The sequence below is a fragment of the Gordonia sp. BP-119 genome (genome assembly GCF_016924115.1).
Classification (GTDB): Bacteria; Actinomycetota; Actinomycetes; order Mycobacteriales; family Mycobacteriaceae; genus Gordonia; species Gordonia hongkongensis.
Map to the genome: position 1 here is coordinate 1 of NZ_JAFFZF010000060.1, position 18,844 is coordinate 18,844.

Annotated in this window: 17 protein-coding genes and 2 pseudogenes; 5 read left to right on the forward strand and 14 right to left on the reverse strand. The window is 67.5% G+C overall.

What is annotated here, in order from left to right:
- The 4 genes and pseudogenes from JW364_RS22420 to JW364_RS22435 form a co-directional block, all read left to right on the forward strand.
- Nucleotides 1-389 (forward strand): annotated as a pseudogene (locus JW364_RS22420) (Ig-like domain repeat protein); the annotation flags it as partial.
- A 104-nt stretch (nt 390-493) separates the two neighbouring features.
- Nucleotides 494-1,228 carry a tellurium resistance protein gene (locus JW364_RS22425; protein ID WP_078111705.1) on the forward strand — a complete coding sequence of 245 codons (735 nt, stop codon included), beginning with the start codon at nt 494-496 and terminating at the stop codon, nt 1,226-1,228.
- Nucleotides 1,229-1,242: 14 nt separating this feature from the next.
- Entirely contained in the window at nt 1,243-2,022 is a 780-nt protein-coding gene (locus tag JW364_RS22430) for a cyclase family protein (RefSeq protein ID WP_065630168.1), read from the forward strand.
- Nucleotides 2,022-3,701: a thiamine pyrophosphate-binding protein gene (locus tag JW364_RS22435; RefSeq protein ID WP_205334393.1), complete on the forward strand. Its 1,680-nt coding sequence runs from the start codon at nt 2,022-2,024 to the stop codon at nt 3,699-3,701. Before JW364_RS22430 ends, JW364_RS22435 begins: the two co-directional genes overlap by 1 nt.
- Nucleotides 3,702-3,791: 90 nt before the next feature.
- On the opposite strand, the gene JW364_RS22440 is transcribed toward JW364_RS22435, so the two are convergent.
- The 8 genes from JW364_RS22440 to JW364_RS22475 all read right to left on the reverse strand — a co-directional run bounded on the left by JW364_RS22440 (nt 3,792) and on the right by JW364_RS22475 (nt 11,736).
- Nucleotides 3,792-5,036 carry an HNH endonuclease signature motif containing protein gene (locus JW364_RS22440; RefSeq protein WP_205334392.1) on the reverse strand — a complete coding sequence of 415 codons (1,245 nt, stop codon included), beginning with the start codon at nt 5,034-5,036 and terminating at the stop codon, nt 3,792-3,794.
- A gap of 842 nt (nt 5,037-5,878) precedes the next feature.
- A complete protein-coding gene (locus JW364_RS22445) occupies nt 5,879-6,964 on the reverse strand; it encodes an IS110 family transposase (RefSeq protein ID WP_205334391.1) in 1,086 nt (361 codons plus the stop codon).
- 269 nt (nt 6,965-7,233) lie between these two features.
- Nucleotides 7,234-8,046, reverse strand: a complete 813-nt coding sequence (locus tag JW364_RS22450) for a hypothetical protein (RefSeq protein WP_058251298.1) — start codon at nt 8,044-8,046, stop codon at nt 7,234-7,236.
- Nucleotides 8,047-8,072: 26 nt separating this feature from the next.
- Nucleotides 8,073-9,023, reverse strand: coding sequence for a polyphosphate kinase 2 (gene ppk2, locus JW364_RS22455; RefSeq protein ID WP_058251299.1), 951 nt, complete (start codon nt 9,021-9,023; stop codon nt 8,073-8,075).
- 102 nt (nt 9,024-9,125) lie between these two features.
- Nucleotides 9,126-9,647 carry a DUF6764 family protein gene (locus tag JW364_RS22460; protein WP_058251300.1) on the reverse strand — a complete coding sequence of 174 codons (522 nt, stop codon included), beginning with the start codon at nt 9,645-9,647 and terminating at the stop codon, nt 9,126-9,128.
- Nucleotides 9,648-9,756: 109 nt separating this feature from the next.
- Nucleotides 9,757-10,197: an SRPBCC family protein gene (locus tag JW364_RS22465; RefSeq protein WP_058251301.1), complete on the reverse strand. Its 441-nt coding sequence runs from the start codon at nt 10,195-10,197 to the stop codon at nt 9,757-9,759.
- Nucleotides 10,198-10,311: 114 nt separating this feature from the next.
- On the reverse strand, nt 10,312-10,989 hold the full coding sequence (locus JW364_RS22470) for a DUF4166 domain-containing protein (RefSeq protein WP_058251302.1): 678 nt from the start codon (nt 10,987-10,989) through the stop codon (nt 10,312-10,314).
- A 138-nt stretch (nt 10,990-11,127) separates the two neighbouring features.
- Nucleotides 11,128-11,736, reverse strand: coding sequence for a TetR/AcrR family transcriptional regulator (locus JW364_RS22475; RefSeq protein ID WP_058251303.1), 609 nt, complete (start codon nt 11,734-11,736; stop codon nt 11,128-11,130).
- 123 nt (nt 11,737-11,859) lie between these two features.
- Between JW364_RS22475 and JW364_RS22480 the strand changes: the two genes are divergently transcribed.
- Nucleotides 11,860-12,342: a PaaI family thioesterase gene (locus JW364_RS22480; RefSeq protein WP_058251304.1), complete on the forward strand. Its 483-nt coding sequence runs from the start codon at nt 11,860-11,862 to the stop codon at nt 12,340-12,342.
- A gap of 5 nt (nt 12,343-12,347) precedes the next feature.
- Here the strand turns inward: JW364_RS22480 and JW364_RS22485 are convergent, their stop codons facing one another.
- The 6 genes and pseudogenes from JW364_RS22485 to JW364_RS22510 all read right to left on the reverse strand — a co-directional run.
- Nucleotides 12,348-14,546, reverse strand: a complete 2,199-nt coding sequence (locus tag JW364_RS22485; RefSeq protein ID WP_165630631.1) for a glycoside hydrolase family 3 C-terminal domain-containing protein — start codon at nt 14,544-14,546, stop codon at nt 12,348-12,350.
- A 30-nt stretch (nt 14,547-14,576) separates the two neighbouring features.
- Nucleotides 14,577-15,098, reverse strand: coding sequence for a hypothetical protein (locus JW364_RS22490; RefSeq protein WP_165630632.1), 522 nt, complete (start codon nt 15,096-15,098; stop codon nt 14,577-14,579).
- Between the two features lie 154 nt (nt 15,099-15,252).
- A complete protein-coding gene (locus JW364_RS22495) occupies nt 15,253-16,056 on the reverse strand; it encodes a tyrosine-protein phosphatase (protein ID WP_205334390.1) in 804 nt (267 codons plus the stop codon).
- Nucleotides 16,057-16,084: 28 nt separating this feature from the next.
- Complete coding sequence (locus tag JW364_RS22500; RefSeq protein WP_165630634.1) at nt 16,085-17,110, reverse strand: alpha/beta hydrolase family protein; 1,026 nt, start codon at nt 17,108-17,110, stop codon at nt 16,085-16,087.
- 362 nt (nt 17,111-17,472) lie between these two features.
- Nucleotides 17,473-18,399 carry an MSMEG_6728 family protein gene (locus JW364_RS22505; RefSeq protein ID WP_165630635.1) on the reverse strand — a complete coding sequence of 309 codons (927 nt, stop codon included), beginning with the start codon at nt 18,397-18,399 and terminating at the stop codon, nt 17,473-17,475.
- A gap of 234 nt (nt 18,400-18,633) precedes the next feature.
- A pseudogene (locus tag JW364_RS22510) lies at nt 18,634-18,844 on the reverse strand (IS110 family transposase); the annotation flags it as partial.

Below are 18,844 nucleotides of genomic sequence, written 5' to 3' on the forward strand. Positions count from 1 at the left end.
TCCCCGCGCCGGCCGCCCCCGCCTCGGCGACCACAGCGCCGCAGCCGCCGGCGACCCCCCATCCCGACGATCCGCCGCCGATCACCGCGGTCCGCGTCGACGCCGACACCGTGCGCTTCGAGTGGCCGGCCGGTGTCACCGAAGCGATGGTGGTCATTCGGGCGGATGCCGCTCCGGAACACCCCGCCGACCCGGCGGCGGTCGCGTCGAAGATCACCAACACCCGGTACCAGATCGACGACGGCTTTCCGATCCCCGCGAACGTCCCACGTCCGTGCCATGTCGCCGTTGCCAGCTGCCGCCGGAATCCGCAGGGGCGGCTCGACGTCGCATCGAGTTTCGGCCCGTCCGCGCGGGCTCACGCCCCGGCAACGGACACCGGCCGTTGACGTTGGTCCACTACGCTGGGCGCCAACACCTGCGGCGAGTGTGTTTTCGCCGTCCGATCACCGCACCCGACGACGATGTCACCACGACGAGATGAGGAACCGAGATGGGGATCGACTACACGAAGCGTCCGAAGGCCCAGCCGCCGCAGCCGCCCGCCCAGCCCCCGGCCGCTCCCGCGGGTTACGGCCAGCAGCCGCCCACCCCCGCGGGCTACGGTCAGCAGCCGCCCGCGCCGCCGGTCTCGCTGTCGAAGATCACCCTCACGAAGTCGGCGCCGAGCATCTCGCTGAGCAAGCAGGGTGCAACCTCCGGTCAGGTGCGTGTCAATCTGAGCTGGACGTCGAACTCCAAGGGCGGCGGGCTCTTCCGGAAGGCGCAGGGTATCGACCTCGACCTCGCCTGCCTGTGGGAGTTCACCGACGGGAGCAAGGGCATCGTGCAGGCACTGGGCAACTCGTTCCGGGCGCCCCGTGACGGACAGCCGATCATCTATCTCGACGGCGACGACCGGTCGGGTTCCGGCGGCGAGAACATGTACATCGACCTCTCCGCGACCGACCGGATCCGGCGGATCCTGATCTTCGCCTACATCTACGAGGGCACCCCGAACTGGGCCGGCGCCAACGGCGTCGTCACCCTGTTCCCGGCCAACGGCCCGGAGATCGAGGTCCGGCTCGACGAAGCGGATCAGTCGGCGCTCTCGTGCGCGATCGCCTTGTTCGAGAACCGTGGTGGCGAGCTGGTTCTCAACCGCGAGGTGCGCTACATCCGCGGGGCACAGGACAAGGTCGACGAGGCGTACGGCTGGGGCATGAACTGGCGCGGAGCGCGCAAGTAGTGGCCGGCTCCTTCGTGCCCGACACCGCCCTGTCCGGCTTCGTCGCCGGCCTCGCCGACGGGTCGCTCCGCGTCGTCGATCTGACGACTCCGTTGAGTGCGGCGACGCCCGCGCTGCGACTGCCTGCCCCGTTCGCGAACCTGATCGACTTCAGTCTCGAAGAGGTCAGCGCCTACAACGAGCCGGGGCCGTACTGGCGGCACAACAACATCCACACCGGCGAGCACATCGGCACCCATCTCGACGCACCGATCCACTGGATCAGCGGACGCGACGGGGATGACGTCTCGCAGATCCCGGTGCAGCGGCTGATCGGCCCGGCGGCCGTCCTCGACCTGACCGACGAGGTCGCCGACGACCCGGATCATCTCCTGAGCGTCGCCGAGGTCGAGGCCTGGGAAGCCGAACACGGACGCCTCACCGCCGGCACCTGGTTGCTGCTGCGGACCGGCTGGGAGTCGCGGGGCGGCTCCGAAGCCGAGTTCCTCAACGCCGACGAGACCGGGTCGCACACCCCCGGGGTGTCGGTGGAGTGCGCGCAGTGGCTGGCCACCGAGCGCGAGATCACCGGCCTCGGAGTCGAGACCGTCGGTGTCGACGCAGGGCTGGCGGGCGGCTTCGATCCCGCCTTCCCCGTGCACTACCACTTCCTCGGCAACGACAAGTACGGGCTCACCTCCCTGCGCAACCTGGGCTCGCTCCCGCCGACCGGCGCGGTGATCGTCGTGAGCCCGTTGCCGATCGTCGGCGGCACCGGCAGTCCGTCGCGCGTGCTGGCGATCGTCGAGAGTTGATGGCGGCACCTGGCCGCTACGGTCCGACGGTCGCCGACGTGGCGGGCCGCGTTCTCGCCGATCTCGGCGTCGGCCATGCCTTCGGTGTGGTCGGCAGCGGGAACTTCGTGCTGACCAACGCCCTTCGGGCCGGCGGTGTCCCGTTCACCGCCGCCCGCCATGAGGGCGGCGCGGCCAGCATGGCCGACGCCTATGCCCGGATGTCGGGACGGGTGGGCGTGCTGTCGGTCCATCAGGGCTGTGGCCTCACCAACGCGATGACCGGTATCTCCGAGGCCGCCAAGAGCCGTACGCCGATGATCGTGCTCACCGCCGATGCACCCGCGTCGGCGTTACGGTCGAACTTCCGGATCGACCAGGAGGCCCTCGCCGCGAGCGTCGGCGCCGTGAACGACCGTGTCTACGGGCCGACCACGGTGGTGGCGGATGTGATCCGCGCCTTCCGCACCGCGGTGACGCAGCGCCGGACCGTCGTGCTCCATGTCGCCGTCGACATCGCCGCCGCCGCAGCGGATTTCGAAGGACCTGTCGAGCTCTCCGCCGAACCGCCACGGCCGCGGCCCGAAGCCCGGTCGGCCACTCGCCTGGCCGAGTTGCTCCGTGCCGCCCGGCGTCCCGTGTTCGTCGCGGGCCGAGGGGCGCGCTCCGCCGGTCCCGAAATCGCGGCCCTGGCCGAGGCCGCCGGTGCGCTGGTGGCGACGTCGGCGGTCGCGAACGGCCTGTTCGCGGGAAACCCGTTCTCGTTGGGCATCTCCGGCGGCTTCTCCTCCCCCACCACCGCCGAGCTGATCGCCGACGCCGACCTCATCGTCGGATGGGGTTGCGCCCTGAACATGTGGACGATGCGGCACGGCCGACTCATCGGCACGGACACGACCGTGGTGCAGGTCGACGTCGACATCGACGCCATCGGCGCGCATCGCCCGATCGACCTCGGAGTCGTCGGCGACTGCGGCGCGACGGCGACGGATGTGCACACGATCCTCGCGGCCGATGGCGGCACCACCGGTTATCGCACCGAGGAAGTCAGGGAACGGATCTCGGTGTCATCGAGGTGGCAGGACGTCCCCGTCACCGGCGAGGTGACCGCCGGCCGGGTCGATCCGAGGCCACTGACGATCGCGCTCGACGAGATCTTGCCCGCCGACCGCGTCGTCTCCATCGACTCCGGCAACTTCATGGGTTATCCGTCGACGCATCTGTCCGTGCCAGACGAGTTCGGCTTCTGTTTCACTCAGGCCTTCCAGTCGATCGGGCTGGGCCTCGGGACGGCCATCGGCGCGGCGTTCGCGCGACCGGACAGGGTCCCGGTCCTCGGCACCGGCGACGGCGGATTCCTCATGGCCATAGCCGAATTGGAGACCGCCGTACGTCTGGCACTGCCGCTGGTCGTGATCGTCTACAACGACTCCGCCTACGGGGCCGAGGTGCACCACTTCGGCGACGCCGACATGACGACGGTGACGTTCCCCGAGGTCGACATCGCCGCGATCGCCCGTGGACACGGCGCGACGGGCGTGACGGTCACCGGCCTCGACGACCTCGACGACCTCGACGAGGTACGGGACTGGGTCGCCTCGCTCTCTTCACCCCAACCGTCGGGTCCTCTCGTCATCGACGCCAAGATCACCGACGACGGCGGCGCCTGGTGGCTCGCGGAGGCCTTTGCCGGGCACTGACCCCGCCGGGATCGCCTCACACTGTGGAGTTGTCAAAGGTCGTGTGGCGCCGGGGTGTCGACGCCGGAGGGTCTGGTCTGCGCGGGGCAGTTATACGAGGGCGTCGTCGAGTCGCATGGTGCGCCGGTTGTAGGCGGGTCGGGGTAGGCGCCGCGGGTCGATGTCGGCGGGTGGGATGAGCCATGGGTGCCGGTCGGGCCCCATCACGACCTGCCAGCCGTGGTGATGGACCTGGGTATGACAGCGTTGACAAAGCAGGCACCCGTTGTCCAGATCGGTGGGGCCGCCATCGGCCCAGTGGACCAGATGGTGAACTTGCGTATGCGATGCTGGCGCACCGCATTTCACGCAACATTGATCGCGCACGATGATCGCCTGCCGCAGGTGGTGCGGGAACAGTCGTTTCGTGGTGCCCATTTGTAGCGGCACCCCTTCGTTGTCAAGGACGATCTCGGCGACCCCGCCGTCACACGACAAGCGCCGTGTCGTCGATTCTGACACCGCACCCATCCACGGCAGGCGTGCCGGACCAACCCCATCGGCAGGAATGGTCACCAGCAGTTGGGTGCGTGGTGCTCCGGCGGTGGTCATCGCCGCGCCGATCGCGGCTTGATCCAACAGCAACTCCAGTGCATCTGCACGGCGCTCGGCCGCACCTCGACGATCGGCAGCGCCGTCGGGTTCGGGACGCGGACAGGACCGTTCGTCGATCATGGACACGAACTTCTCCCCGATCACCGCGGTCACATCTCCGGCGATCGCGACCCGCCCGTCTTCGGTGATCCTGGTGTGCACGGTGTTCAGCGATGCGTCATCGGCCGCCGCCACAATGCTGGGGTCGGTGGCGGCGACCCGGATGGCGATCCCGCGGGCGTGGTCGTCGATCTGGGCGGGGGTGGCTCCGGAGAACGCCTGCGCAAGCAACTCACTCTCATATCCGCTGCGCTCGTCGTCGGACGGCGCTGTGGCAGAACGTTTGTCGATGAGCGCTAGCCCGCGGATCACCGCGTCGACACACTCGGCAGACAGATAGCCCTCGGCAGCACAGTCGGCGACCTTCGGCACCGACTCCAGCCCGTCGGCGATCCGCACATAGCGGTGCGCGGCCGCGGGTGGCATGCCCATCTCGATCAGTGCGTTCCGTGTGGTCGACCCCGCCCGCGCTGCCGTACCCGTGGCGTCGAAAAGTGCTGTATGTACGGCGATCTGGTGATCGAGCACGTTGCGCAGCATCCGCAGCTCGTCGAGCCGCTCGTGTAGCGCGCGGCCACTGCCGTCGTCGGGCGGCGGTTGCAGGACGGTGAGGGTGTCGCGGAGTGCGGTGATCGAGGGCATGACACCAAGCTACTCGCAATCACGTTCGACGACGAAGTTTCTCCACAACCACCGATTGCATCGAATTCTGTTGCACCGCAGTCGCTGTCACTCACGCCTCAGCGGTGAACGGTGGTGGACTGTGGTGAACAAAAACCCCACTAGTCACATAGGGTCGGCGTCTGCGACCCAACAACCACCGTGGTAGAGCTCAGACGAACTGCTTCAGCGAGCCGGCCCGACCTCGCACTGCATCCGGCTCCGACCGATGAACTCGAACTCGACGGATGCACTTCGATCGAAGTCCATCGGTCGAGTTGAGGTCCATCAGTCGGGGGTGCTCGGCGGACCCTGCGTGACGCGCCCTCCGCAAGCTCCGGGCACTCCTCAGGGAACGGGCGTGACGCACACTCCGGGCAATCCTCAGTATCCGAGGCCTGGCGACCCGTCGTGGAGACGAAAGAACTCTGCTCCCTGAGGAGGCCGGAGCCTGCGGAGGCCGTCTCGAAGGGTCCTGGCGAGATGCGTCGCCAACCCTTCGAGGCTCGTCGCTGATATGTAGTGCTGCTCTGTCAAGTCCCATGGCGAAATTGCCTCCTTCTCGAGGGCTGTTGTGGGGTTGGCCACCCGCCGCGGTGTGTGGTGGTCGTTACTCGCGACGGTGTTGTCGGACTGATATACGCGGGTTGGTTACGGCTCAACGGTGTTCGACAGGAGATGAAAACGCTGGCCGACGGGTCTATGTAAACGTGCGTACCGTGCACCCAAAAGTGCTGGCGCACATAGCGACGCCGTGGATTCGTTCCCTGTTCACCACAGCGGGAGTCCCGCGACGGGTGGCCAAGATTGTGTGTCAGTGCTGGTTAGTCGTCGAGCACCGCCAGCGACCAGCACCAGCCGGCGAGCTCACGAGCGATCGCGGTGTTGGCCACGCAGGGATGTTTGCTGCGGCGGTCGAATTGTTGCCAGCGCTTGTGTAGCCGACGATTGCCGGCATGGCCACGGGCGCGGGCAGCCGGTGAGGCCGCCTCCCACCGGCGGCGCATGGTCTGTCCGGGTGTGGCGTAGGGGCGTCGGTGTTGCCAGGCCGCCTCGACCAGTAGCCGCCGCACGTGGGCGTTACCGGCCTTGGTGATCGATCCCTGACTGCGGGTCCCGCCGGTCGAGTATTCCGAGGGCACCAACCCGGCGTAGGAGCCGATCGTGGCGCCACTAAACCGTGACCAGTCGCCGATCTCGACCGCCAAAGCGAACGCGGTCAGCGTCGACACACCCCGCAAACACGACAGCCGGGTGACCACCGCCCGCCACGGATCGGTGGCCGCGGTCTGTTCGATCAGCTCATCGAGGCGGTCACGGCGGGCGGTCACGCTCAACACCGCGTCCAGGTCGTTGTCGAAGGCGGCTTGCAGCAGCGGCAGCTCGAAACGTTGACGCTGCAGCCACCGCTGATGAACACCGGTCCAGGGTTTCCCGCCGGAGTAGACGATCCCCTGTCGCAGCAGCAGTTTGGACAATCGATGCCGAGCGCGCATCAGGTCGCTGCGGGCGTCCTCGCGGGCGCGGACCAGATCCCGTGCGGCTTCGGTGCCCACCTCAGGAACACTGACCGCCACCACTTCGCCCAGGCGCAGCAACTTCGCCAAGTGTGCAGCGTCTCGGGCATCGGTCTTGACGCGGTCCCCGGCTGGCCGCTGCAGCTTCGAGGGCGCGGCAACCACACACCCCATCCCGGCCGCCGTGATCGCCCGCGCCAATCCGAAGCCGGTCGGACCGGCCTCATAGGCCACCCGCACCGGCGGGGCCAGGCCTTGTAGCCAGCTGACGATGGTCGCCGCATCGGGGACCAAGGTCTGCCGAATCACCTGCCCGGTGTCTTCATCGATGGCGTGAGCGACCACCGAGCGTGCGTGAACATCCAATCCGACACTTGTACCCTGAACAATCACCGGAGGCCTCCTGATCTGCAATGTGGTGCTACCGCAGAGTGTGAACTCAGCAGCAGCAACCCACGATGTGTTTGCAGCTTGAGGCCTTCGGCCCCAAGGCCCTCATACCGTCTATCGCTCCTCGCACCTCAGGGAGCAGAGGGAAGGCATCGCCTGCGCTCCTCGCACCGCAGGGAGCAGAGGGAAGGCATCGCCTGCGCTCTCGCACCTCAGGGACCAATGGTCATGTCGTTCTTTCGGATCAGGGGGCAGGGTTGACGCACCCTCCCTCAGCGCCGCCCGATGATCAGCCGTCCCAGGATCCCGACGGCGAACATCGCGACGCCCACGCCGCCGACGATCAGTGCGACCCGGGTGACGTCGTCGTAGGCGCCGTCGATGATGAGCTCGGCGACCTGGCGGCCCGAGCGCTCTGCGCCGGCCACCTCCTGCTTGGCGCGGTCCGCGAAGAACAGGCCCATGGCCCAGGTCGAGACGCCGGCTGCAAGCACGCCGAGCCCGAGCCACGCGAAGACGGTTCCGCGTCGTCGGGCGATCAGCAGCGCGAGCACGGCTGCGATCACGGCCACCGCCGCCGAGCCCCAGGCGAGCAGCGTGATCTGGCTACCCACCTCCGCGTACCGGCCCGCCTCGAGGCCCGAGGAGCCGTTGGTCAACTCGACGACCACCGGCCCCTGGATCGCGTTGCCACCGGTCAGGTTCAGGGAGCGGTTGATCATGTTCGTGATGTCGAGTTGCATCACCGAGGTGTCCGAACCGGGCGCCGGCTCCTCGAATAGGAACGCGTGCTGCTGGCCGACGACATCGGCGAAGTCCTGCTGGAACTGTTCACTCTCGGTGTAGCGGCCCGCCAGCGGCCGCACCAGGACGCCGGCGATCGGCAGGTCTGTCCGCGCGGTCGCCTGCGCGGCGATCTCATCTGCGAGGTAGTCCTTGACCTGCTGGTTCTCGGCCATCGGCGCGACCGTGGCGACGAACCCCGCCTGGTCGACGATGCGTTGATCCAGCCAGAAAGACGGTACGGCGAGAACGGTCGCCGCGATCGCGACAAGTGTCAACAGGGCACTCAGGAAGCTACGCACAGCCACGAGGCTACCGAGCCGGGGAACTACTCCCCGATCACATCCGCGGCGCGGCCGACGATCAGCGGGTCGGGTGTGCCCACGAAGGACTCGTTCTTGCCGTCGTAGTCGAAGAGACTCAGCACGTGACGCATGGCGTTGATCCGCGCCCGCTTCTTGTCGTTGGACTTCACCACCGTCCAGGGTGCGTGGTCGGTGTCGGTGGTGGCGAACATCGCCTCTTTCGCCTCGGTGTAGGCATCCCACTTGTCCAGCGACGCCAGGTCCATGGGCGACAGCTTCCACTGGCGCACCGGGTCGATCTGACGGATCGCGAACCGGGTCCGCTGCTCGAGCGGGGTGACCGAGAACCAGAACTTGACCAGGTTGATCCCGTCGTCGACGAGCATCTTCTCGAACGCCGGGACCTGGGCGACGAACTGCGTGTACTGCTGCGGACTGCAGAACCCCATGACCCGTTCGACGCCGGCGCGGTTGTACCAGGAGCGATCGAAGAACACCATCTCCCCGCCGGCGGGCAGGTGCTGCACATACCGCTGGAAGTACCACTCGGTGGCCTCGCGTTCGCTGGGCTTCTCCAGGGCGATCGTGCGTGCGCCGCGCGGGTTGAGGTGCTCGTTGAATCGTTTGATGGTGCCGCCCTTGCCCGCCGCGTCTCGGCCCTCGAAGACCAGCAGATGCCGCTGCCCGGTCTGCTTGGACCACTTCTGCAGCTTCAGCAGTTCGATCTGCAGCCGCCGCTTGGTGACCTCGTACTCGCGGCGGCTCATGCGCTCCTCGTACGGGTAGTCCTCGCGCCAGGTGTCGACGACATTCCGCTCGGGCAGGGTCAGCAGGACCGGGTCGTCGTCATCGTCGTCGTTGACCGTGAAGTGCGTGGTGTCGTGGAGGTCGACGAGTTGCTGAAGTGCTTCGCGGCCGTTGAGCACGCTGAAGTCGGGGCCGATCTGGGTCTCGGGATCGTGGAGGTCGGTCACTCCACAACGATAGGTCGAAGCGGCGAACGACGCCCGACGCTCCGGTGAACTACCGTCGCGCCGGGCGTGTTCTGTCTCTCAGGTGTCGTGAGGTGGAGCCGCTCAGTTCCGCAGGTCGATCGAACCGGCGTGCAGACATGCCTTACCCGTGCTGGTGTCGAACGCGGTCGCGAAACCGCCACTGCAGCGGGCACCTTCGGGACCGGCGTAGGCCTCGCCGCCCCAGCCGCCGATCGCCACCGTCGTACCACCGCGACGCGCCTGGGCGACGGACAGTGCGCTCGGGCCGGTCGTGACCGAGTAGGCGTTGCCCCGGCTGTTGGCGCCGGCGAGCGCCGTCGAACCGGGCTGCAGGTTGTAGGCCGCGGCGTTGCCGCCGTTGTCCGAGACCGAGACCGCGGTGCCGCGACCGCTGTATTCATCGGCACTCGCGCGACTGCCGACTCCGGCCTTGGCGCCGCAACCGCTGCGCCCCTCGACACGCTCGACCTGATGACCGTTCGACACCGAGCAACGCGTGTCCGCCGCGGCGACCCCTTCGCCCGACAACCCGGCGAAACCAACACATCCGGCGAGCCCCGCCGCCAGGACCAGGCCGCGAACGGCAAACTTCTTGATTCTCAACTGCTTTGGCCTCCATAGCTCGGGCGCCCGGTAAGGAACGCCCTCAGCGTACAGGGGCCGGCGCCGTGGAGGAGACGATCGACTCGTCACGTCCCGGTCACGATCGTCCTCAGGCCGCCGCGCGCTTCTCCACTTCCGCGGTGAGTCCCTTGCGCGCGGTGTCCACGGCCATCTTCTGGGCGCGTTTCACGATGAGTCCGGGCAGCTTGATCTTCAGCTCGACGGCCAGGTCGAAGCGGACATGGGCACCCTTGTCGGATTCGGTGACGGTGTACTTGCCGTGCTGCTCGCTCAACTGATTCGACTCGATGAGGTGCCATTCGCACGAGTTCTCGGTCCAGTCATAGGTGCAGGTCTGCTCGTCGGAGATACCCGCGGCGGTGACGACCATCCGCACCTTCTGCGGCGTGCCGTCGTCGTAACTGGACAGGATCTCGGCTTCCTTGTGCGGTCCCGACCAGTCCGGTAGGGACTCGATGTCCATGAGCACTTCCATCACCACCGAGACGGGGGCGGCGACGTCGAATTCGATGTTCGCTGAGACAGCCATGCGTTGAACCTACCGCGCGCCCTGGCCGCCGATGCAACGAACTGTCGAGGCTGTGTCGAGCCGCGACGGAGTCGCCCTGGATTGCCGCGACGGAGTCGCCCTGGATCGAACCGTTCAGCTCTCTCGGTCGACCAGGTTGACCGGCCACGCCTCGTCCGGGATGTCACGCAACGAGCACGCCTGGTCGACGGCGGTGAACCAGCCGCGGAAGTGCATGATCTCGCCGATGACCGGGTTGCGGACGGTCGCGTCGCACCGGAATCGATCCCGTTTCTCGTCCCACCCCTCGATGTACTTCATCTGAGCGGTGAACAGCCCCTTCATCCCGACCTTGGGTCCGCGTCCGAGCCAGCGCATCGGTCCGCTCTCGAGCAGCAGTTCGCCGGATCGCGTCACCGACGGTTCGATCGGATACAGGAACTCGGGGCCGTCGCCGAAATAGTCGACCAGGCCCGTGCGCCCGGCCACCAGCAGGGAGTTCAGCTTGCGCGGGCCGGTCGTGTACTGGAAGTTCCGCAGCACCGCGAGCGACTCGCGCCCCAGCTCGTCGGAGTAGCAGTAGTAACCCTGGGTGAACGGAACCATGCGACTGGTCTTCGAGGGCAGCGCATTGCGCTTGGCGTAATGCCACAGGGCGGGCGGCGGCAGCGCCGACGACACGTAGACCGACTCGTAGATCCCGCTACAGACCTGCGCGACACCGGAAGTCGAGTCGATGCCGTAGCGCCATGCGACGTTGGGATGCAGACGGTCGAAGTCCGAACCCAGCGCATGCCGGAAGACCGGCGTCATGGCGCAACCTCCCCGAGCTCACCCACCGATTCGAGCCCGTCCCGACGATGAACGGATACAGGCCAGACGCCACCACGGCGGTGACGACATGGTGAACCTACTAACGGAGCACACCTGTGTCCAACGTCTCGCCCCGGATCAGACCCGATCGACGGCCGCGTCGCAGAGGCTCGCCAGCTCGGCGATGACGCGATCGAGGGGTTCGACGCTGCGCCGTGTCTGGCACAGTCCGACCGCTCCCTCGACCGCCGCGATGATGAGGTTGGCCAGTGAGTCGGCACGGTCGCTGTCGACGCCGTCGACCACCAGCCGCGCGGTGACCAGGTCGGCCCAGCGCTGCAGGATCTCGGCGGATGCGTCCGCCACCGCGGGTTCGCTGCGGCGGGCGAGTCCGCCGGCCAGCACGGGGCAGCCGAACTGGAAGTCGGTGTTGACCAGTAGTCGCCGCCACACCCCGCCGATCTCGCGCACCGTGTCCGCCGGGGTCATCGTGGTCGGACGCCCGATGCGTTCGGCGATGAACTCACCGGCGTACCGGACGGCTTCGGTCATCAGTTGGGTCTTACCGCCCGGAAAATGGTGGTAGATCGATCCCCGTGGTGCGGAACTCGCCGAGATCACGTCGCCGATGGAGGTGGCGGCGACCCCGTCGCGGCCGATCAGATCGGCCGCGTGCACGACCATGCGTTCGCGGGGGCCGCGGTCGTCCGCGCCGGTGATCACGGACTCGGCGGGATGTGACGCCATGCAGCAACAACTCCTATGCCGACCCTCATACAACCGATTGTGGCCAGCATACATAGCATCGGCCGAGGTCATCCCGTACGCGAGGCCGCGCCGATATGCAGACCTTCATAATCGCGGCGGAGTATGCAACCATGCATAGTCATGACTACCACGACCGACGCACCCACCGACCCCACCGCCATGTCCGGACTCGAACTGCTGCGAGCCTGGCAGGCGGGCGGCGCCGGCTCCGACCGCCCGAGCATCGGCCGCCTCCTGGGCATGGTGCCCAAGCAGATCGACGAGGGCGCGGTCACCTTCGCCGTGACTCCGCAGCCCGACTTCGCCAACCCTCTCGGCACCGTTCACGGCGGCATCTGCGCCACGCTGCTGGACTCGGTGATGGGGTGCGCCGTCCACACCACCCTGCCCGCCGGGGTCGGCTACACGACGCTGGAGCTGAAGGTGAACTACATCCGCTCGGTCGCCGTGGACGCCGGGGAGCTGACCGGCGTGGGTACCGTCATCCACGCCGGCCGCACCACCGCGACCGCCGAGGGCAAGGTGTTCTCCGCCGACGGCAAGCTCGTCGCCCACGGGACCACCACCTGCATCGTGTTCCGGTAGCGCGATCAGTCCGTGCGTGCCGCCGCGATGATCGCGGCGATGTCCTCGTCGCGCATCCCGAACCCGGCGAGGCGTCCGAGCGGTATAGACGCCATCATCCGTGCCATGTCGACGCCCAGGGCGTCGTCGAAGCTCGTCAGCGGGTTGTCCTCGAACCGGGACGCGAGCGCTTGCGCCGCAGCAGGATTCGCCAGGACCTCGCCGAGGGTCGAGTTCTCGTCGATCGCGAGGCGAACCTCGTCGCCCGCGATCTCGACGGTGGTGGTCAGCCGGATGTCCCGGCTCGACGCGCCGACCTCGACGCCGTACTCACCCGGTTCGACGATCCAGCGGTCGACGCGGGTGTCCCAGTAGGCGAGGTCGTTGCGGTCGATTGCGATCGAGATGATCTGCGACTCACCTGGTTCGAGGCCGCGGGTGGTCGCGAAGCCCGTCAGCTCGCGCGGCGGTCGTCCGACTCGTGAGTCCGGCTTCGACGTGTAGACCTGGACGATGTCACGTCCGGCTCGAGAACCGGTGTTGGTCACCGTCAACCCGGCGACCACACCGGTGACGCCCGGATCATCCGATGCGACGGACAGATCCGAGTACTCGAAGGTCGTGTAGGACAATCCGTGCCCGAACGGGTAGGCGATCTCGATGTCCCGGGCGTCGTACCAGCGGTAGCCGACGAAGATGCCCTCGCCGTAGCGGATGTGCGAGTTCTCGTTCGGGAAATTCAGGTATGCCGGGGTGTCCTGCAACCTGACCGGCACGGTCTCGGTGAGCCGACCCGACGGGTTGACCGCCCCGAAGAGCACGTCGGCGATGGCCCCGCCCCCGGCCTGGCCGAGGAGCGCGCCGTCGAGGATTGCCGGGGCCGCGGCGATCGATCCCAGGCGGAGGACGCCTCCGTGAGCGAGCACGACCACCGTTCGCGGTTGCACCGCCAGGATCGCGGTCAGCAACTCGACCTGGTCCGCCGGCAGTTCGATGTCGTCGCGGTCGAAGCCCTCCGACTCCTGTGCGGCCGCGAGTCCCAGGAACAGCACGGCGGCATCGGCGTCCGCCGCCGCGGCGATCGCGTCGGCCGTATCCACCGGCGAGCCGTCGGTGCTGAAACCCTGTGCGTAGGTCACCGTGCCACCTGCTGCCCGGATCTCGTCCACCGGTACGTCGAGGCGCGTCGGGTTCACGTGCGAACTCCCGCCGCCCTGATAGCGGGGGTCGTGCGCGAACGAGCCGACGACCGCGACGGAGCGTTCGGGGCTCAACGGGAGCAGATCGCCGTTGTTCTTGAGCAGGACGATGGACCGCGACGCGGCCTCGCGCGCGAGTCGGTGGTGGAGATCGAAGTCGACGACGGACCGGTTCGCCCGGCCCGCGGCGGCCCGCTCCGCGAGTTCCCGGACCGCCCGGGCCGACCGGTCCACCGCCGCCTCGTCGAGGGTTCCGTTCCGGACCGCGTCCACGACCTGCGCGTCGGTGCGGTCCCCCGGGCCGGGCATCTCGAGATCCAGGCCGGCGGCGACCGCCCGAACGCGGTCGGCGACCGCACCCCAGTCGGAGACCACCACGCCGTCGTAGCCCCACTCACCCCGCAACAAGTCGGTGAGCAGCCACCGGTTCTCCGCCGCGTACGTGCCGTTGATGCGGTTGTAGGAGCACATCACGGTCCACGGGTTCGCCGTGCGGATGATGTGCGCGAAGGCGCGGAGGTAGATCTCCCGGATCGGGCGCGGGTCGACGTCCGAATTCGACCGCATCCGGTCGTCCTCGGCGTTGTTCAGCGCGAAGTGTTTGAGCGACGTGCCGACCCCGATGCTCTGTACGCCGCTCACCCACGCCGCGCCGAGCCGGCCCGTGACGAACGGATCCTCGGAGAAGTACTCGAAGTTGCGGCCGCACCGGGGATCTCGCTTGATGTTCACGCCCGGGCCGAGCAGTACGTCGACGTCGAGACCGCGTGCCTCGCGGCCGAGCGCTTCGCCGACACGACGGATCAGCTCGGTGTCCCAACTCTGGCCGAGTCCGACCGCGGGCGGGAAGCAGGTGGCGGGTTCGCTGCCGGCGAGGCCGAGGTGATCGGTGGCGCCGGTCTGTTTCCGGACCCCGTGCGGACCGTCCGTGAGTGTCAGCGCGGGAACGGAACCGACCGATTTGGTGGTCCAGAAATCGGCGCCGCTGCCCAACGCGGCCTTCTCGGTCGAGCTGAATTCACTCACTCCAAGACACTACCGACGATCGTCGGGCGGTCAGCTCGCTCCCGGGCAGTTCACGGTGTAGTCCCACTCCGTGTTCCGGTCCGGCCCGGTCACTCGCACCACGACCGAGGTGTCGCCACCGGGTGGCACCGTGATCCGGACACTGCCGGTTCCCTGGTTGATGTCGTCTCCGACGTAACCGGTGTTGTAGATCTGCCGGCCACCGTAGAACACGCGGATCTCGTCCGGGATGTCGTAGGTGTCGTAGTTCAGCGTGAAGCTCGTCGGGCCTCGCAGGCCGAGGATGTGCCGGGTCTCGGTGACACCGTAGCCGCCGGACTTGGTCTCGGAGTTGCACCGCTGGGTCGACGGCGGAGCCTGATTGCCCCCGAGACTCCCGAAATAGTCGAGGCCGCCCAGACCGTATTCCTCGAGACTGCCCCCGTCGACGCTTCCGCCGTCGAGGCTCCCGGACTCGAGTGGCGCGGCATCGGCGATCGCGGCCGGGACGACCGCAGCGGTCGCCGTCGCGGCCAGGATGAGGGCAGCTCGAACGAAAATGGTTGTGCGCATCGATTTCTCCGGCAGTCGAGTCGTTTCGGGGGTGGTTCCGACGCTAACGCGACCTGCCATCCGCGGATATCCCCTCATCGGGTGAAAGCACGACGACCAGATGACACCCGTGCGGGTGACACCTCGCTGCCACAGCGTCTCGGGCGGCCAGCCCCTACGTCAGATATCGGTCCCGGAGCGCCTTCTGGTCCGCGGCACCCAGACCCAACGCCTCGCCGAAGTAACCCTCGATTCCGCCGTACCGCTTGTCCACCTCGTCGAACGCGGCGTCGAGGTAGCCGGAGTCGACACCCAGCACGCCGACGAGGAGCTCGGGTTCGCCCCCGGCGGCGGCGAACCCGTCGAAGATGGGTGCGAGCGACGGGATCAGACGTTCATTGGTGAGCAGGTAGTCGCGATAGACGTCGTCCTTCGGCACCCCGAGCAGTGTCAGCAGAGATGCTGCGGCCCAACCAGTTCGGTCCTTGCCGGTGGTGCAGTGCACCAGGGCCGGCGTCGAGCCGTCGATCAGTCCACGAAACAACTGCGTGTACGACGCCGTCGCACTGGGCAGGGTGATCATCTCGCGATAGGTCCCGCAGATCATCTCGCGCGCCTTGCCGCCGGACAGCATCTCGTCGGCCTGCGCGACGACGGCAGGGTCGGCGAGGACAGCACCGATGTTGGCGGGAATCGACATCTGCGCATCGGCGAGGACATCGAGTGCGATGTTCGACGCACCGGGCAGGACGGGGTCGGGAATGGCCTCGCTCTCGTGCGCCGATCTCAGGTCGTAGACGGTCTTCAGACCGAGCGACTCGAGCGCGGAGACGTCGGCGGTGTCGAGCGCAGAGAAATCCGTGGACCGGTACAGGACGCCGGATCGAACCGTCTGCCCGTCCCCGGTCCGCCAGCCGCCGAGATCGCGGAGATTGGGCAGGCTGGAGATGGGGCTGGGCGCGCCGGGGGTCGCAGTCACGGTCACATCGTGACAGATTGTGCGGCGGTCAGTCGGTGAGCGCGCTTTCGAGCATCGGCCACGACTTCACGAGCTGGTCCTGCCAGTAGGGCCAGGCGTGCGTTCCCGGTGCATAGTCGACGGTCGCGGGAATGCCGAGTTGCTTGAGTCGACGATCGAGATTGAGCGTGCACTGGTGGGTGGCGGCCTCGATGGCGCCGCCGACCGCGATCTGGTCGATGTAGATCGTGGTCTTCCCGTCGATTCCCTGGCCCTGCAACTGGTCGTGCGGTCCGGGGACCCCCGTGCCGGTGCTGATGTAGATCGCCTTGCCGCGCAGCTTGTAGGCGTTGACGACCGGGTCGTGCGCCCGCCACCCCGGGGAGCCGACCGGACCCCAGATGTTGGCGATGTCGCCACCGCCACGTCCTTCGACGACCGCGCGGATGGCGAGTCGGCCGAGATTCGTACTCGTCTCGGCACAACCGCTGTAGGAGGCGACCGCGCGGTAGAGCTGAGGTGCGGCTTCGGCGAGACTCAACGACGACGTTCCCGCCATGGAGATCCCCGCGATCGCGTTCACGCCGGTGGTGTTCAGCTTCCGATCGATGAGCGGCGGTAATTCGCTGGTCAGAAACGTTGTCCATTTGTTTCGCCCCAGCACCGGGTCGACTTTCACCCAGTCGGTGTAATAGCTGTACGCGCCGCGCATCGGCACGACAACATTCACATTCTTGTCGGCGACGAAATCGACGATGTCGGTTTGCTCGAACCAGTGTCCGGTGCCCTCGCCGCCACCCGCGCCATTCAGCAGATACAGCGTCGGTCGGGGCACCGAGCGGTCGGCGGGCACGAGAACCCGGACCGGTACGTGACGTTTCATCGACGGCGAATACACCGACAGGTCCAGGACCCGGCCATCGGCGACAGCGCGGGCCAGCGCCTTCGCCCGGGACGAGGAATCTCCCGAGTCGGCGCCGGCGAACGACGGAACCGCAAGCGCGACAACGAGTACAACGATCGAGACCGTTGTGGCGACCAGGCGTCGGCGGAACTGACCACCCACTGCGGACATCACAGTCCCTTCACATCACTATATGCTCACATCACTACCGCGCCGCCGTCTCGACAACGGAATTCACACACGCAGATATCGATCCGAATACGTTTCACCATACGCACCGGAGACGGCCCCGTCCGGATTACCACGGCCGGGGCCATCGCTGTTCACCTCGCGATTGCGCACACCATGGTCATTATTGGAGGCGATTTCACGATGACTAATCCTGGCCGGTCGAGACGTCGTGCTCCTGAGCAGCTGATCTCGTGCGAGTGCGCCGGCCGTGATCGTCTCTGCCGTCGAAAAACGACCGGCCACTTCGAAAGGCGCAGGGAACGCTTTCACCGACCACCCGGTGCCAGATTCGGCCGATCGGACTACAACCGGACCGCCTCTGATCGCACCGACACCGGAAACAGCATTCGTGGATTCTGGAGCAGCGCCGGCGGGGCGACGGCCGACCGCTCGAGCGTGCCGGTCCAGCGGACCCGACGCCGATGCGGGGTGAGCACCCTGCCTCGACGGGAGAACTCGTACTCGCCGATCAACGTCCCCAGTGGCAGCACGTTCGGGTCGGTGGGGTCGACGACGGCGACCTCGTCCCCCACCCGCAGATCGGAGACGAACGACGCGAGCACGCGGAGGTCCTTGCCCGGCCGCCGCCCGGGACTTCGCTCCTTCAGCAACACGCGCAGGCCGGTCTCGGTGCCCACCGAGGCGTCGGTGTCGATGCCGGATTCGACGCCCAATCCGACGATTTGCCGGCGTCGGAACTGAGCGAACTGTTCGTCGGATCCGGCCCGGATGATCCACACGGTGCGGGTCGGTTCGTCCAGATCGTGCGCGTCGGTGGCCGGCGGATCCGGCCAGAAGTACGGCATCTCGTCGTCGAGGTCGACGTCGTCGAACACGGAGCCGTAGAAGTCCGGCGCCTTGCGGAGCAGCGCCGAACGGTGACTGCGATGGAGTCGGTCGTCGCCCAGCCACGCGGGCATCAGACCCTGCGCGGTCAGCTCGGCTTGGGACGCACCCACCACCTCGGGCGCGAACTCGGCGATCATCGGAGCAGTGGTGTCCGCACGACCGCCGCCGGTCCACACGTCGACGAAAGCGAGCCCGTAGGCGACCAACGCCGGAGTGTGCCCACGCCACATCGTGACCGCGGGATGGCTGGCCCAGCCGTAATCGAAGAGTTCGAGCGCCCGCAGGATCTGCAACGTCTCCACGCGCTGCTTACCGAGGCGCGCGGGGTCCAGGACCTCGGCGGAGCGTCGGAAGTCCGGGTACGGCAGGAACGTCTGCATGGCGCCCGCTTACCCACTTCGGACGGGCGCTCACACCCGGCGGAGCTCCGCGCGGCGCCGAACTCAGAGTTGTCAGCTGCTACCGAAGATCGGCGATCCCGGCCCCGGCGTCACACCAGGCCCTGCTCAACCAGCGGCGGGTGCGATCTACTGCCGCACAACGTGGACCCAGGTCACCTCAGTGGCTTCGACTCGGCTCCTCGCTTCGCTCGTCACCGGCTCATAGCTCCTATGTCAAGCGGCGGCGGGTGTTGGGTTGTCGGCTTTGCGGGTGCGGGCGTGGTGGTCGGTGGTGAGGTGGTTGTAGACGACGCGGGCGAGGCGGCGTTTGAGGCAGCGCATCGCCTCGCGAGGGGTCTTGTTTTCGGCCTTCTTCTTCTCGTAATAGGCGTGGCCGAGGGTGTCGGGCATGCGTGCCTGGGTCAGCGCGATGCGGTGGATCGCG